Here is a 15,598-nt window from a genome sequence, read left to right as displayed (position 1 = left end):
GGTCATTCTCCCGCCGGCGGAATCACGCCCTTGGTGAACAGGAAGCAGCCATAGAAACGGCGCTCGCCGGTGGCGATGACGCAGTAAGCGCCCCTGGCCTGTTCGTAGAAGGCATGGCGCTCGATGCCGACCATTGGCCACGAGCGGCCTTCGGCGCGGTCGATCGCGGCCTGAACCTCCTGCTGCACCGGCGGCACTTCCGCCGGCTGGCCGACGATCTCCATGCGGGCCGCGGCGTCGTCGACAAAGGTATCGAGCGGCATCACCGACAGCACCGCGGCGGTGGCGCGCGCGGCGCTGACATTGTCGATGCGCAGCAGCTCTCCGAACACGGTCTGGCGGGCGATGGAATCGGCCGGGAAATTGGTGTCGCAGATGACCAGGCGATCGCCATGGCCCATCGCGCGCAGGGCGTAGAGCACGTCGGCATTGAGCAGCGGATCGATGGCCTTGAGCATGTGTCCTCCTTGTTTCGTTCTGGTCGGGCGATCGTCCCCGGCTCGCGGTGGCCGGGGTTGCGATCGCCAGTCGGCGGGCTTCCCGGACGGCTAGTCGCCGTAGGGAATCCAGATGTTCTTCACCTGCACCGCGTGGCGCAGCAGGATCTCGCCCTCGGCCGCGCGGGCATCGCTCCAGTCGAGCGCGAGACCGTGGTCGACGAGGGTGCGCTTGAGATTGCCGGACGACAGCCGCTCCGCGGTGGCGGACGCTTCCTTCGAGCCGAACACCCAGAGAGCGTCGACGTCGTCATGTTCGGCGAGGGTCTTGACGAGGGCATGACGGCCGCCGGTGACGATGTTGACGACACCCGCCGGCACGTCCGAGGTCTCCAGCACCTGATAGAGATCGGTGGCGGCGAGCGGGTGGCGCTCGCTCGGGATGGCGACGACGCGGTTGCCCATGGCGATCAGCGGTGCGACCAGACTGATGAAGGCGAGCAGCGGTGCCTCGTCCGGGCAGGCGACGCCGACCACGCCGATCGGCTCGTGCATGGCGAGCGCGACGCCGCGCAGCGGTGGGGCGTGGACGGCGCCGTCGTATTTGTCGGCCCACGCGCCGTAGCTGAACAACCGGCTGATGCTGGCATCGACCTCGGCCCTGGCCTTGGGCGTGCTGATGCCGGTCATGGCGGCGATCCGCGCGGCGAACTCGTCGCGGCGCGCCGACAGGTTCTCGGCGAGGTAGTAGAGGATCTGGGCGCGGTTGTGCGCGGTGGCGCGCGCCCAGCCTTCGGCGGCGCGGGCCGCGGCGACGGCGTTGCGGACGTCCTTGCGGTTGCCTTCGCCGACCTCGCCGAGCGGCTTGCCCTTGGCTGACACCACGGCGCGGGAATAATTGCCGTCGGGGCGCACCTGCTTGCCGCCGACAAACAGCTTGGCGGTGCGGTCGAGCGCGGGCACGGCAAAGCCGGCCTTGTCGTCCGCGGGCGTCGACGCCGCGGGTTCCTGCCGCGGCTTGCGCCCGGCCCAGGCGAGCGGCTTGAGATACTCGACAATGCCTTCACGGCCGCCCTCGCGGCCGAAGCCGGATTCGCGATAGCCGCCGAAGCCCACGGCAGCATCGAACAGGTTGGTGGCGTTGATCCAGACGACGCCGGCCAGCAGCTTCGGCGCGATGTCGAGGGCAAGGCCGATGGTCTCGCTCCACACGCTGGCGGCGAGGCCGTAGCGGGTGTTGTTGGCGAGGGCGACCGCTTCGTCCGGGGTGCGGAAGGTCATGGCCACCAGCACCGGGCCGAAGATCTCCTCGATCGCCACCGTCGATGCCGGCTGCACGTTCCACAGCAGCGTCGGCGGATAGAAGCAGCCATCGGCCGGAAGCGCTGTCGCGGCCTGATACTTCTGCGCGCCCTCTTTCACGCCGGTCTCGACCAGCGCCTTGATACGCTCGAGCTGCACCGGGGCGACGACCGCCCCCATGTCGATGGCCTTGTCGAGCGGCGAGCCGACCCGCAGCGTTTCCATGCGGCGCACGAGGCGCTGGCGGAAGTCCTCGGCGATGCCTTCGTGCACCAGAAGGCGCGAGCCGGCGCAGCACACCTGGCCCTGGTTGAACCAGATGGCGTCGACCACGCCCTCGATGGCGCCGTCGATGTCGGCGTCGTCGAACACGATGAATGGTGACTTGCCGCCGAGCTCCAGCGTCAACGACTTGCCGGTGCCAGCGGTCGCCTCACGGATCAGACGGCCGACCTCGGTCGAGCCGGTGAAGGCGATCTTGTCGACATCCGGATGGGCGACGAGGGCGGCGCCGGTCGCGCCATCGCCGGTCACGACGTTGAGGACGCCCGGCGGCAGGCCGGCCTGCGCCGCCAGTTCGGCGAACAGCAGCGCGGTAAGCGAAGTGAATTCGGCAGGCTTGAGCACCACGGTGTTACCAACCGCGAGCGCCGGCGCGATCTTCCACGCCAGCATCAGCAGCGGGAAGTTCCAGGGGATGATCTGGCCGACGACGCCGAGCGGCACCTGGTCGGACAGCTCGCGCTCCTGCAGCTGCGCCCAGCCGGCATGGTGCAGGAAGTGGCGCGCCGCGAGCGGCACGTCGAGATCGCGGGTCTCGCGGATCGGCTTGCCATTGTCGATCGCCTCCAGCACGGCGAACAGCCGGGCGTGTCGTTGGAGCATTCGCGACAGCGCGTAGAGATGGCGCGCGCGGCCATGGCCGCCGAGCTTCGCCCATGGCACCTGCGCCTGGCGCGCCGCAGCGACGGCGGCGTCGATGTCGGCGGCGGAGCCCTGGGCGAGCCGCGCCAGCGGCTTGCCGGTGGCCGGCTCGATGGTCGGGATGTGCACGCCATCCTTCGGCGCCGTGAACGCGCCGGCGATGAAGTGGTCGAACACGGCGCCGTGCGTCTTCAGCCACGCGCGCGCCTCGCCGTCCGCCTCGGGAGCGGGGCCGTAGTCCATGGTCTCGTAATAATGTGCAACGCTCATCGGCCGTCTCATGCCAGGGGATGGCGGTTGAAGGCCGAATAGCGGCCGGTGACATGGTGCTCGAGCTGACGTTCGATATCGGCCAGCAGGCTCGACGCGCCGATCCGGAACAGCTCTGGTTCGAGCCAGTCGCGTCCCAATTCCTCCTTCATCAGGAACTGATAGTTCAGCACGTCCTTGGCGGTGGAAATGCCGCCGGCCGGCTTGAAGCCGACCTTGAAGCCGGTGCGCGCCTGATAGAGGCGGATCATTCGCAGCATCGCCAGCGTGACCGGCAGCGTGGCGTTGACGCCTTCCTTGCCGGTGGAGGTCTTGATGAAGTCGGCGCCCGCCATCATGCAGACCATCGATGCCCTCGCGACATTGCGCAGCGTCTTGAGGTCGCCGGTGGCGAGGATGGTCTTGAGATGAGCCTCGCCGCAGGCGGCGCGAAAGTCCCTGACTTCCTGATAGAGCGCCGGCCAGTCACCGGTCAGGACATGTTCGCGGGTGATGACGATGTCGATCTCGGCCGCACCGTCGTGGACCGAGGCTTCGATCTCGCGCAGCTTGACGTCGTGGGGCACGAGGCCGGCCGGAAAGCCGGTCGACACCGCGGCGACAGGAATGCCGGAGCCGTCGAGCGCCTCGACGGCGGTGGCGACGAAGCGGTGATAGACGCACACCGCGCCGGTGTGGACGCTGCGCCCGCCGAAGCCGAGGGCATCGAGGATGTCGGCGCGCACCGGCGCGCGCGCCTTGGCGCACAGCCGCTTCACCCGGCCGGCGGTATCGTCGCCGTTGAGGGTGGTGAGGTCGATGCAGGCGACGGCCTTGAGCAGCCATGCCGCCTGGGCGTCGTTCTTCACCGTGCGCCGTCCCGGCAGCGTCGCGACGCGGCGCTCGGCGGCGGACAGGTTGATGCGGATATCGTCGATGCCGTCGAGCTCAAGCGCGCAGCCGTCGTTGCGGACAAGCGGCGTGTTGCGCGCGTGCACGCGGTCATGGCTGCGCGACGGCGCTGCGGACGGATCGGAGATCAAGACACTGCTCGGCATCGAAGCGCTACACACATGCGAGGACATCGAACGCAGTCGCTGATGGCGATCGTTGCGATGGCAGCATGCGTGCCTCCCGGTTCGCCAGCGTGGCGCGGCCGTCACGCGATGTGTGCGGTCTGTCGCTTGCCGGCTTGATTGTTATTATCGTAACATTTTGTTGTTTCGATCATCACATCATTGTAAGACCGTTGTCAACGGGGTAAGCAGGCTTCATGAGCAAGATGGCCGAGATTCCCAGTGCCCGCCCGAGTGAAACGCGAGAACAACGCCTGCAGCGCCTGCGCCGCGCGGTCGAAAGCAATGGCGCCTTGCACCTGCGGGCCGCGGCCGAATTGCTCAACGTCTCGGAAATGACCGTGCGCCGCGATCTTGCGGCATCGGATGCGTCGCTCGCCTGTCTCGGCGGCTATGTCGTCAATGCCGCGTCGCCGACCGGCATCAAGTACACGCTCGAGCAGGAGATCGATCAGCACACCCAGGACAAGCGCCTTGCGTGCCGCGCTGCGGCCGCCTCGCTCAAGGACGGCGAGACGATCTTCATCGACTGCGGCACCACGATGCAGACGCTGTCCGAATGCCTGCCCGACGAGATGCCGCTGTCGGTGATCTGCTATTCGCTCAATGTCGCGACCATTGTGGCGCGGCGGCCGGCGACGCAGGTGATGCTGATCGGCGGCCTGTATCACGCCTCGTCGCAGTCTTTCTCGTCGGACGAGGGCCTGTCCTATCTGCGCCGCCTCGGCATCAACAAGGCGTTTATTTCCGCTGGCGGCGTCCATCCGACACGCGGCGCGAGCTGTTCGAATTTCCACGAGGTCGCGGTCAAGCAGGCGGTCATCGCCACCGCGATGGAGAGCATCCTGGTGGTCGACGCCAGCAAGCTCGGCAGCCTCAAGCCGGCGTCGTTCGCCGATCTCGACGCCTTCTCGCGGATCATCGTCGGCGGCGCGGCGGCGAGCGAGCAGCGCAAGCCGTTCAAGGCACTGCCGGTCGACTACGTGACCAAGGCGTCCTGACGCGCGCCGGCGGGAAAACATTCTGCCGCGGCCGTGGGCCCGGCCGGAGCCGGACCCGAAGCGCGATACCCCGTCAGTTGCAGGCCGGCTTGGCCTTGTCGCAGGCGTCGGTCAATTCCTTCGGCGGATCCTTCTTAAACACCGTCTTGTAGGATTCCAGCACGTTGGACTGCACCACCGGCAGCGACTGCACGCCGACCCACGCCGGCGTCGCCTTGCCGATCAGCGCGTTCATCATCGCCAGCGCTTCGGCGACACCCTGGTCATAGGGGCGCTGCGATCCCGTTGCTTTCAGCGGGCCGCCCTTGGCGATCTCGATCGCCGACTGCAGGCCGAGATCGACGGTGGTGACGGGAATGTCGACGCCCTGGGCGCGCATCGCGCTCAGCGTGTCGAGCGCCGGCTGGTCCCACACCGCGAACAGCCCCTTGATGTCGGGATTGCCGGTGAGGAAGTCGCCGGCGATCTGCGACACCTTCGGTGGATCGGTGAAGTCGACCTGCTTCATCTTGATGTCGGGCCGGTTCTTCTGCATCCATTCGCGCACGCCCTTGGTGCGCTCGTTGGTGCTGAAATAGTCGACGCCGAAATTGACGAGGCCGATGGTCGCGCCCTGCGGCACGCAGGACGCCAGGATCTGCGCCGCGATCTGGCCGTTGCCCTGGCTGTCGGCGGAGATCATCGCGGCGTACTCCTCGGGATGCTTCAGCCCAGTCGGGATGCTGTCCATCAGCACCAGCTTGATGCCGGCTTTCGATACCTTCTTGTAGGTCGGCGCCGTGGCGGTGAAGTCGACGGGGATGGAGATGATGCCGTCGGGATGCTGCTGGATGGTGTTCTCGATGTCGGCGATCTGCTTGTCGACCTGGTATTCGGCCGAGGCGACGCCGGTGACGGTGACGCCGTACTTCTTCAGCGTGTCGGTGATGCCCTGGATCTGCAGCTGCGCCCAGTCGAGATTGACGGTCTGCATGGAGATGCCGACCTTGAAATTGCCGGCCTTGACCTTGGCGGCGTCGGCCTCCGACAGCGCCAGGACTTCCGGCGAAGCCGCCTTCTCGCCATGCGGCCCCTGGCCGACGATCGATTTCGGGCCGAGCGTTGCAAGATCGACGCCCTTGACGCAGGTCGCCGGGACTTCCGCGAGGGCTGAGGTCGCCAGCGCCGCGGTCGCAGCGGCGGCGAGCATTGCCGTTTTCAGGGGTCTGTGGCGCAGGATGGCTGTTGTCATGGTTTCCTCCCGGTTGTCGTTTTGCGGTCGCCTGTCGAATGAGGCCGGCGGCCTTGCCTCCCGATGCCGCGCGGCGGTGACGGCCGGCGCGCGGCATCCTGTCGAAGTCAGCGTTTGGTGAACGCCACGGCAGCGACGATGATTGCGCCCTTGATGACCAGCTGCAGCGGCGAGCTGACGCCGAGCAACACGAGGCCATTGTTGAGCGTGCCGATGATCAGGCTGCCGAGCAGCGTGCCGAGGATGAAGCCGCGGCCGCCGAACAGGCTGCAGCCGCCGAGGATCACCGAGGCGATGACGTCGAGCTCCATGCCCTGAACCACGTCCGGCCGCGCCGCATGCGAGCGTGCCGACAGCACCAGCGCTGCGAGGCCGGCGAAGGTGCCGGTGAGCACGAAGGCGAGCGTCGTCACTCGCTTGATGTGGATGCCGGAGTAGAGCGCCGCGGTCGGGTTGCCGCCTGCGGCATAGATGCGCCGCCCGAACACATTGAAGTGCAGCAACAGGATGCCGACGGCGATCGCACCGAGTGTCCAGGCGATCGGCGCGGGGATGCCGAACAGCGAGCCCTCGCCGAAGATCGCGAAATAGGTCTCGTTGGTGATGATTACCGGCTTGGTGTTGGTGACCATCATGGCGAGGCCGCGCGCCATGCTGAGGGTTCCAAGCGTGACCAGGAACGAGGGGATGGCGAGCTGGGTGGTGAGGATGCCGTTGACAAGGCCGACCAGCGCGCCGGTGCCGAGGCCGGCGAGCGCGCCGACGATCCAGCTGTTGGCGACATGGCTCATGGCGAGCGCCGCGGCCATACCCGACAGCGCCAGCGCTGAGGCGACCGAGAGATCGATCTGGCGGGCGATGATCACGAAGGTCATGCCGACGGCGACGATCGACACCAGCGTCGTCTGCCGGCCGATGTTGAGGAAGTTGTCGACCGACATAAACCAGGGCGATGCGAAACTGAACACCACCAGCAGGATGACGAAGGCGATGTACAGCATGTAGGGCTGTTCGCCGCGCAGCAGCGTCTGCAGCAGCTTGTGCCGTCCTTGCGGCCGGACGGGCGTCGATGCGGCAATGGTCGGCACGTCGAGATCGGTCATGCGGGCAACCCGTGGACGGAGCGTTCGTAGTCGGTCTGGCTGCGTTGCAGCAGGTGGTGAAGGTCTTCCGCGCTGCCGAGGTCGCGCCGCGCGAAGGTGGCGACGATGCCGCCCTCGACGACGACGGAGATGCGGTCGCACAGCTGCAGCAGTTCGGCGAGATCGGACGACACCAGCAGCACGCCGGTTCCCTCCGCAGCGGCGGCGCGGATGACGCCATAGATCTCCTCGCGGGCGCCGACGTCGACGCCGACGGTGGGTTCGTCGAGCAGCAGCAGCCGCGGCCGCGGCTCGTTCCACTTGGCGAACACCACCTTCTGCTGGTTGCCGCCGGACAGTGTTTTCGCCGGGCTTGAGATGCCCTGCGCCTTCACTGCAAGCTTGCGTACGGCGGCTTCGGCATCGTGCCGGGCGGCGCGTTGGCGCACCCATCCCCATGCCGTCAGCCGGCGCAGCCGCGCCAGCGTGATGTTGCGCTCGATGGAATGTTCGAGAACCAGTCCCTGGAGGTGGCGGTCTTCCGGCACAAGCGCGACACCGCGGCCGATAGCGTCTGCCGTGCTCGCCGGCGCGAACGTCTCGCCGTCGAGCGCCAGCGTGCCGCTCGCGACGTGGCGCAGGCCGAACACCGTCTCCAGGATTTCGGTGCGGCCGCTGCCGATCAGTCCGGCGAGGCCATGGATCTCGCCGCGCCACACGGTGAGATCCACGGCGCGCAGCCGCTCGTTGCCGACGCCCGAAAGCGACAGCACCGGCGCCGCCGAGGCGACGGGGCGTGGCACCGCCGGCCGCGCCGCGTCCATGGCCACCGTATGGCCGGGCCCGATGATCGCCGACACCAGACGTTTCATGTCGGTGTTCGCGGTGACGAAGGTGCCGGCATTGGCGCCGTCGCGGAACACGGTGACGCGCTGAGACACCTGGAACACCTCGTCGAGGCGGTGGGTGACATAGATGACGCCGACGCCGCGGCGCGTCACCTTGCCGATGGCGTCGAACAGGATGCGGACCTCGTCGCCGGTCAGCGACGATGTTGGCTCGTCGAGAATGAGCACGCGCACGTCGCCCATTAGCGCCTTGGCGATCTCGGTCATCTGGCGATAGGCGAATGGCAGCGCGCCGACATTGGCGCGCGGGTCGAGCGGGATGCCAAGCTGTTTCAGAAACGTTTCGGCTTCGTCGAGTAGATGTTTCTTCCGGAGAAAGCCGAAGCGGTCGCGCGGCTCGCGGCCGAGCAGCAGGTTGTCGGCGACGCTCAGGGATTCGACCAGGCTGAGATCCTGATAGACGACGGCGATGCCGGCGGCGCGCGATTGCGCCGGGCTGTCGAACATCACCGGCTGGCCGGCGATTTCGATGCGGCCACCGTCGCTGCCGTGGACGCCGCTCAGGATTTTGATCAGCGTCGACTTGCCCGCGCCGTTCTCGCCGAGCAGGGCGTGCACTTCGCCGGAACGGACCTCGAGATTGACGCCGCGCAACGCCCGCGCACCACCAAAACTCTTGGTGACGCCTGCGACCCTGACGAGCGGTGGATGTGGCCGGCCCTCGGCCATGGGCGGGCGCGGCTGGTTCATGGACGTCCTCCCCCGCCGACGGCTGTCATTGGGATAATTGTAACATCGTCTGATGCGATTGTTACTTTATGTGTGACTATTCTACCAAAGCGGGGAGGTGTCAACGCTCAATGGCGCTGCCGCGAGCCCTGCATGTTCGGCGGCGGCGCGGGAACGATGGCGTTGCGCGTGCACACGACGGTCGGATCGCGGGCGCGCCGTGTCGTGAGCGACCGGCGTTGTCAGCGGCGGGATGGACGCTTTGGCGGCGTGCGCCAGGGGGGCGGGCTGAGCGCGGCAGCGAGGGCTTCGACGAACAATTGAGCGCGGTTCGCCCGCGCCTGACGACGCGCGCCGAACAGCACGACCACCGGCGCGTCGGGCAGCGGATGGGCGTCGAGCAGCGGCACGAGACGCCCGGCGCGGAGGTCGTCAGCGACGTCCCACTCCGAGCGGATGATGATGCCGAGCCCGGCGAGCGCCCAGGCCCGCACCACTTCGCCGTCGTTGCTCGCCAGCGAGGGTTCGATGCGCACGCGGCTGTCGCGGCCGCCGCGCACGCCGAAGCGCCACAGCGTCACGTCTTCGTCGTTCTCGCGGAGCGCAATGCAGGCGTGTTGCGGCAGATCCTCGGGCGTGCGGGGCGCGGGATGGCGTGCGAGATAGCCCGGCGCCGCGCACAGGATGCGCCGGTTCGGCGCGAGCGTGCGCTGGCTCAGGCTCGGCGTCAGGTCCTTGCCTTCGCCGACATGGACGGTGAGATCCCAGGCGTCGGCGGGCACGCGGCCGAGCCGGTCCGACAGCTGCAGGTCGACGACGACCTGGGGATGTGCGGCATGGAAGGCGGCGACGACCCCTGCGACATGACGACGGCCGAAGCCGAGCGGCGCGACGATGCGCAGATGGCCGGTGACCTGGCCACGCCGGTCGGCGAAGGCGTCCTCGAGTTCCTCGAGCGAGCCGAGCACGCGCAGGCCGCGATCGGCCAGCAGCTCGCCTTCGTCGCTCAGGGTCAGCACGCGGCCGGAGCGGTTGACGAGCTGCACGCCGAGCCGCTCCTCCAGCGCGCGCAGCCGCTGGCTGACCGCGGGCGGGGAGACATTGAGCTCGCGCGCGGCCGCGGCGAGCGAGCGCGCGCCCGCTACGGCGGTGAAGAAGCGCAGATCCTCGGCGGTGATCATTAAGCCCGAGCTTAATGGAGGATGCACGACATGTAAATGGAAGCACGGGCCGGTCCGTGGTTGTCTCGGCGTCATCGCCGCTGCCCGGAGACACTGCCGTGCCCCATCTCACGCCGCCGCCTGCGCGGCCGCTCGCCAGCCTCGCCACGCCATGCCTGCTGCTCGATCGCGGCAAGCTGCGCGACAACATCGCGCGGCTGCGCTCACGCCTTGAACCCTTCGGCGTCGCGTTGCGCCCCCATCTCAAGACCGCCAAGAGCATCGACGTCGCGCGCGAGGCGCTCGCCGGTCCGGCGGGACCGGCGATGGTCTCGACGCTGCGCGAGGCCGAGTATTTCGCTGCCCATGGCGTGCGCGACATGATCTATGGCGTTGGCATCGCGCCGGACAGGCTGGCGCGGGTGGTGACCATCCGCCGCCAGCTCGATGCGGATCTTGCCGTCATCCTCGACAGCGTCGCGCAGGCGCAAGCGGTGGTCGAGACGGTCTGCGCGACCGGCGAGCGGCTGCCGGTGCTGATCGAGATCGATTCCGACGGCCATCGCTCCGGCGTGCTGCCCGATGACGAGACACTGCTCGTCGCGATCGGCCGCACGCTTCAGGCCGGCGGCGCCGAGCTGCGCGGCGTCCTCACCCATGCCGGCGACAGCTATGGCCTGCACACGCCCGATGCGCTGGCTGAGGCGGCGGAGGCCGAGCGCGCGGCGGCGGCTGGAGCCGCGACGCTGCTGCGGGCCGCCGGGCTGCCATGTCCGGTGGTCAGCGTCGGCGCGACGCCGACGGCGCATTTCGCGCGCCGTCTCGATGGCGTCACCGAGGTGCGGGCCGGCGTGTTCATGTTCTTCGATCTGTTTCAGGCCGGCGTCGGTGTCTGCACGCCGGACGACATCGCGCTGTCGGTGCTCACCAGCGTGATCGGACACTAGCGCAGCAAGGGATGGATCATCGTCGATGCCGGCTGGATGGCGCTGTCGCGCGATCGCGGCACGGCGCGGCAGGCGGTTGACCAGGGCTATGGCCTCGTCTGCGACGCCGCGGGCCGTCGGTATCCCGATCTCATGGTGATCGACGCCAATCAGGAGCACGGCATTGTCGCGGTGCGGCCCGGCAGCGGCGCGCGTCTGCCGGACCTGCCGCTCGGCACGCGGCTGCGCATCCTGCCCAACCACGCCTGCGCCACCGGCGCGCAGCACGATGCCTACGAGGTGCTGGACACGGACAACGCGGTGGTGGCGTCGTGGCCGCGCATCCGGGGATGGTGACGATGACGATGGCGAAGGAGATGGCGACGACGACCGGCGATATCGTCACGGCGATCGCGACGCCGGATGCGCCGACGCCCGCCGGGCACTATGTGCAGGCGACCGCCTGGCGCGACCTGGTGTTCGTGTCCGGCCAGCTGCCGGGCGGCGTCGATGGCACGCACAATCCGGCGCTGCCGTTCGCGCAGCAGGCGCGGCGCGCGCTCGACCATGTTCTTGCGATCCTGAGGGCTGCGGGTTGCGGTCCGCAGGATGTGGTGAAGGTCACGGCCTATATCGTCGGCGTCGCGCACTGGCCCGCATTCAATGCCGTCTATGCCGAGGCGTTCGGCGCCAGCCGTCCCGCACGCGCCGTCGTGCCGGTGCCGGAGCTGCATCACGGCCATCTCATCGAAATCGACGCCATCGCGGCGCGACCGGCAGGCCGGCTGTCCGCGACCATCACCGAAAGGCCCGGACCATGACATCCCGCCGCTATGATGCCGTCCTGTTCGATCTGCTGACCGCGCTGCTCGACAGCTGGACGCTGTGGAACGATGTTGCCGGCGGCGCGGAGGCCGGGCGGGCTTGGCGCGCCGAATATCTTCGCATCACCTACCGCACCGGCAGCTATCGTCCCTATGAGACGCTGGTCGCCGAAGCCGCCGACGCCGTCGGCCTGCCGCGCTCCGTCGCCGATGCGCTCGACGCCCGTTATGGCGAGCTGCAGCCCTGGCCCGGCGTCACGGACACGCTGCGCGCGCTGAAGGATGCCGGCGTGCGCCTTGGCATCGTCACCAATTGCTCGGAGCGGCTTGGCCGCGTCGCGGCGGCTTGCGTCGGCGTGCCATTCGACGTCGTGGTCACCGCGGAGCGCGCCGGTGTCTACAAGCCCGACGCGCGAGCGTACCAGTTGGGACTGTCCGAGCTTGGCGTCGTTCCGGAACGCTGCCTGTTCGTCGCGGGCTCGGCCTACGATCTCGTCGGCACCGCGCGGGTCGGTCTGCCGACATTCTGGCATGATCGTGTCGGCATGCAGGCGCCGCCCGAAGCGCAGCCGCCGTTGCGCCACAGCGCGACCATCGAGCCGCTGCACGCGCTGGTGCTGCCGGGCTGATGCCGCCTGCGCCGTCTCAGGCAGTCAGCTTGCGCTCGCGCCGCCGCGCCTGCGGCAGGTCGCGCGCCGCCAGCACGGTGCGCACGGCCTCGCGCAGCCATGCCGACGCCGGATCGCGGTCGTTGCGCGCCGACCACACCATCGCCACCGCCGGCACGCGCAGGTCGAGTGGCACGGCGGCGATCGTCAGGCCGAACAGCGGCGCATAGAGGCGGGCCATGCGCGCCGGCAGCGTCGCGAGGACCGGCGCTTCGGCGGCGGCGGCCAGCACGGTCAGGAAGTCCGATGCCGCGAGCGCGACGTTGAGCTCGCGGCCGATGCGCGCAAGCGCCTCGGACAGGCAGCCGTGGATGTCGTCCTTCAGCGTCATCAGCGCGTGCGGCCGCGTCACATAGGCCTCTTCGGTGATCGGCAACCGCATCCGCACAAGCGCCGGATTGAAGCAGCAGGCCAGCGTCTGTTCGAACAGGCGGATACCGCGATGGCGTTCCAGGCCGAAGTCGAAGCAGCCGACGGCGAGATCGAGCTCGGCATTGTCCAGCATCGCATGGACGTCGCTGCGGCCGGTGAGGCGCGTCAGCAGTCGGATGCCCGGTGCGTGCTCGCGCAGGTGCGCGGTCAGCGCCGGCATCAGCAGGATCTCCAGTTCTGACGAGAAGCCGAGGCGGACGATGCGCTCTTCCCTGAGCGGATCGAACGTCGCCTCCGGCGTCAGCGCACCCTGGATCTGGACCAGCAGCTCGCGCAGGCGCGGCGCGAGCGCCAGCGCCCGCGTCGTCGGCTGCATGGTGGTGCCGACGCGCACCAGGATCTCGTCGTTGAGCAGCAGCCGCAGCGACGACAGCGCATGGCTCATCGCCGGCTGGCCGAGCTTCAGCCGGCGCGCGGCCTTCGTCACGCTGCGTTCGGTGATCAGCGCGTCGAACGCCACCAGCAGGTTGAGGTCGAACGACCTCAGATTGAAATGATCGATAGAGCGCATTGGGCAGATCGATTTGTGTAATGGATGGGCGGACACTAGCTTCCCTTTCATCACACGGCAACCGTCATCGCCATCATCTTGGAGGCCCGCCATGGCAGACTCGTTCCGGGTCGGCGACGCGCTGATCACCCGCATTCCCGAACTGCGCTGGGACGACACCGATCCGGCGGTTCTCTATCCCGATCTCGACGCGGCGGCGCTGCGCGATCACGGCCCGTCGCTGTCGGCGGGCTCCTACAACCGTGCGACGGGACGCCTGGCGCAGGGCACGCATTCCTGGCTGGTGCGCCACGCCGGTCTGACCATCCTGGTCGATACCGCGACCGGCAACGGCAAGTCGCTGCCGGCGGCGCCCAAGCTGCACGATCTTCGGACGCCGTATCTCGATCACCTGCGCGCGGTCGGCGTTGCGCCGGAGCAGGTCGATCTCGTGCTCATCAGCCACATCCACGCCGATCATGTCGGCTGGAACACGTCATGGCGCGACGGCGCGTGGGTGCCGACATTCCCGAACGCCCGTCACCTCTATTCGGCGATCGAGGCGCGCTACGGTGCGAGCAATGACGGCCTCGCGCCGGCCCCGGATCTGCCGCCGGCCGCTCTGGGGCCGCCCGATCACCCGCCGCTGCCGCTGGTCTATCGCGACAGCATGCAGCCGGTGATCGCGGCGGGGCTCGGCCAGGCGATCGTCGTCGACGGTTCGGAGGTCGCCGAGGGGCTGTCGTTTCACCCGACGCCCGGCCACAGCATCGATCACGCCTCGATCCGCCTGCGCTCGCGCGGCGAGGAGGCGTGGTTCATGGGCGACGTGCTGCATCATCCGCTGCAGGTCTATCGTCCCGATCTGCGCTCGGGCTACTGCGAGTTCATCGCGCCCGCCGAGCGCTCGCGACGCTGGCTGCTGGCGCAGGCCGCCGACAGCGGCGGTCTGTGCTTCTCCACCCATTTCGCCGAAACCTCTGCCGGTCATGTCCGTCGCCGCGACGGCGGCTTCACCTGGCAGTTCGCCCCATCGATCGAGGACGCCCAGCGATGACCCGCATCATCACCGAGAATTGTCTCATTGCTGCCGACGAGCCCGGCATCGAACTTCACATCCGCCGCAAGTACCGCGCCGACCGCGCGCCGTTCACGCCCGCCACCACCATCCTGCTGATGCATGGCGCGACGCTGCCGGCGGAAAGCCTCTACGATGTCGATGTCGGCCAGGGCGCGTTCATGGATGTCCTCGCGGACGCCGGCTTCGACGTCCATGCGCTCAATGTGCGTGGCTTCGGCGCCTCGACGCGGCCGCCAGGCATGCGCGGCGCGCCGGACGCCGCGCCGCCGCAGGTGCGCACCGATGTCGCGGTGCGCGATCTCTCGACCGCGATCGATCACATTCTGGCCGCGCGCGGGCTGCCGCGTCTGTCGCTGATCGGCATGTCGTGGGGCGGCACCGTCTCGGGCGCCTACACCGCGGCGCATAACGAGCGCATCGAGAAACTGACGCTGATCGCGCCGCAGTGGCTGAGCGACGGCCCGCCACGGATCGATCCCGGCGGCACGCTGCAGGCCTATCGCCGCTTCGACGTCCGCGCTTTCCGCACGCGCTGGCTGGAAGGCGTGCCGGCGCACCGCCATGACGAGATCCTGCCGCCGGCGTGGTTCGAGCGCTGGGCTGAGGTCATGCTCGCGAGCGACCGCGACGCCCGCGACGGCATCGTCAACGCGCCGGCCGGCGTCATCCAGGACGTCCGCGAGTACTGGGCCGTTGGCCGGCCGTTCTATGATCCGGCCGCGATCACCGTGCCGGTGCTCCTGCTGCATGGCGAGTGGGATCTCGACGTGCCGCTGCCGCGCATGCAGGCGCTGTTCCTGCGGCTGAGCAACGCCGCATATCGCCGCTGGGTCGAGATCGGCGAGGGCACCCACATGGTGGTGATGGAGACAAACCGCTGGCAGGTGCTCGATGCGATCCGCGCCTTTCTCACCATGAGCCCGCCGGATGCGGCCGCAAGCCATCAGGCTGGCTCGATTGGCGGCGCCGCGCGAGGCCAGGATTCAGGCTAGGCTCCGGCCAGGGCGGCGGGTCGCCCGCGCCGGACCGCATGGCAGGGCAGCCGCATACCGCCATTTTTCGGGGTGCCAAAGGGCGGTTCGATGGAATAAGGACGCAGGAGGCGCGAATCAACGATTCGGCAGGGGCTTGACCGGCA

13 protein-coding genes and 1 pseudogene are annotated in these 15,598 nt (G+C 68.6%); 6 read left to right on the top strand and 8 right to left on the bottom strand.

The annotated features are described in order from the left end of the window. Positions 1-2: 2 nt before the first annotated feature. From JQ639_RS14565 to deoC, 3 genes are all read right to left on the bottom strand, one after another. Positions 3-458, bottom strand: a complete 456-nt coding sequence (locus JQ639_RS14565) for an RbsD/FucU family protein (protein WP_211967034.1) — start codon at positions 456-458, stop codon at positions 3-5. Between the two features lie 90 nt (positions 459-548). Beyond that, positions 549-2,933 carry an aldehyde dehydrogenase family protein gene (locus JQ639_RS14560; protein ID WP_211967035.1) on the bottom strand — a complete coding sequence of 795 codons (2,385 nt, stop codon included), beginning with the start codon at positions 2,931-2,933 and terminating at the stop codon, positions 549-551. 8 nt (positions 2,934-2,941) lie between these two features. Next, the gene (gene deoC, locus JQ639_RS14555; protein WP_211967036.1) at positions 2,942-3,970 is read right to left on the bottom strand and encodes a deoxyribose-phosphate aldolase; all 1,029 of its coding nucleotides are present in this window, start codon (positions 3,968-3,970) and stop codon (positions 2,942-2,944) included. Positions 3,971-4,185: 215 nt separating this feature from the next. Here deoC and JQ639_RS14550 point away from each other — a divergent pair, with 215 nt between their 5' ends. Then, positions 4,186-4,989, top strand: coding sequence for a DeoR/GlpR family DNA-binding transcription regulator (locus JQ639_RS14550; protein ID WP_249123199.1), 804 nt, complete (start codon positions 4,186-4,188; stop codon positions 4,987-4,989). Between the two features lie 73 nt (positions 4,990-5,062). On the opposite strand, the gene JQ639_RS14545 is transcribed toward JQ639_RS14550, so the two are convergent. From JQ639_RS14545 to JQ639_RS14530, 4 genes are all read right to left on the bottom strand, one after another. Further along, positions 5,063-6,220, bottom strand: a complete 1,158-nt coding sequence (locus JQ639_RS14545; RefSeq protein WP_249123200.1) for a substrate-binding domain-containing protein — start codon at positions 6,218-6,220, stop codon at positions 5,063-5,065. 107 nt (positions 6,221-6,327) lie between these two features. Next, positions 6,328-7,323 (bottom strand): ABC transporter permease, encoded by a 996-nt coding sequence (locus JQ639_RS14540; protein ID WP_211967037.1) that lies wholly within the window; start codon positions 7,321-7,323, stop codon positions 6,328-6,330. After that, positions 7,320-8,900: a sugar ABC transporter ATP-binding protein gene (locus tag JQ639_RS14535; RefSeq protein ID WP_249123201.1), complete on the bottom strand. Its 1,581-nt coding sequence runs from the start codon at positions 8,898-8,900 to the stop codon at positions 7,320-7,322. Before JQ639_RS14535 ends, JQ639_RS14540 begins: the two co-directional genes overlap by 4 nt. Before the next feature lie 221 nt (positions 8,901-9,121). Further along, entirely contained in the window at positions 9,122-10,060 is a 939-nt protein-coding gene (locus JQ639_RS14530; RefSeq protein WP_211967038.1) for a LysR substrate-binding domain-containing protein, read from the bottom strand. An 80-nt stretch (positions 10,061-10,140) separates the two neighbouring features. Here JQ639_RS14530 and JQ639_RS14525 point away from each other — a divergent pair. From JQ639_RS14525 to JQ639_RS14515, 3 genes and pseudogenes are all read left to right on the top strand, one after another. Then, positions 10,141-11,322: pseudogene (locus JQ639_RS14525) on the top strand (alanine racemase). Between the two features lie 2 nt (positions 11,323-11,324). Next, complete coding sequence (locus tag JQ639_RS14520) at positions 11,325-11,786, top strand: RidA family protein (RefSeq protein ID WP_349644712.1); 462 nt, start codon at positions 11,325-11,327, stop codon at positions 11,784-11,786. After that, the gene (locus tag JQ639_RS14515; protein ID WP_211967039.1) at positions 11,783-12,418 is read left to right on the top strand and encodes an HAD-IA family hydrolase; all 636 of its coding nucleotides are present in this window, start codon (positions 11,783-11,785) and stop codon (positions 12,416-12,418) included. Before JQ639_RS14520 ends, JQ639_RS14515 begins: the two co-directional genes overlap by 4 nt. Positions 12,419-12,434: 16 nt before the next feature. On the opposite strand, the gene JQ639_RS14510 is transcribed toward JQ639_RS14515, so the two are convergent. After that, positions 12,435-13,493, bottom strand: coding sequence for a LysR substrate-binding domain-containing protein (locus JQ639_RS14510; protein ID WP_502748172.1), 1,059 nt, complete (start codon positions 13,491-13,493; stop codon positions 12,435-12,437). Here JQ639_RS14510 and JQ639_RS14505 point away from each other — a divergent pair. Together JQ639_RS14505 and JQ639_RS14500 are read left to right on the top strand one after the other, a co-directional pair. Beyond that, positions 13,492-14,436: an MBL fold metallo-hydrolase gene (locus JQ639_RS14505; protein ID WP_211967040.1), complete on the top strand. Its 945-nt coding sequence runs from the start codon at positions 13,492-13,494 to the stop codon at positions 14,434-14,436. The two genes, JQ639_RS14510 and JQ639_RS14505, sit on opposite strands and share 2 nt — an antisense overlap. Further along, entirely contained in the window at positions 14,433-15,452 is a 1,020-nt protein-coding gene (locus tag JQ639_RS14500; protein WP_211967041.1) for an alpha/beta hydrolase, read from the top strand. Before JQ639_RS14505 ends, JQ639_RS14500 begins: the two co-directional genes overlap by 4 nt. The last annotated feature ends 146 nt before the right edge of the window (positions 15,453-15,598 follow it).

The organism is Bradyrhizobium sp. U87765 SZCCT0048, from assembly GCF_018131225.1.
Classification (GTDB): Bacteria; Pseudomonadota; Alphaproteobacteria; order Rhizobiales; family Xanthobacteraceae; genus Bradyrhizobium_A.
This window is presented reverse-complemented; position numbering and strand designations above follow the sequence as displayed.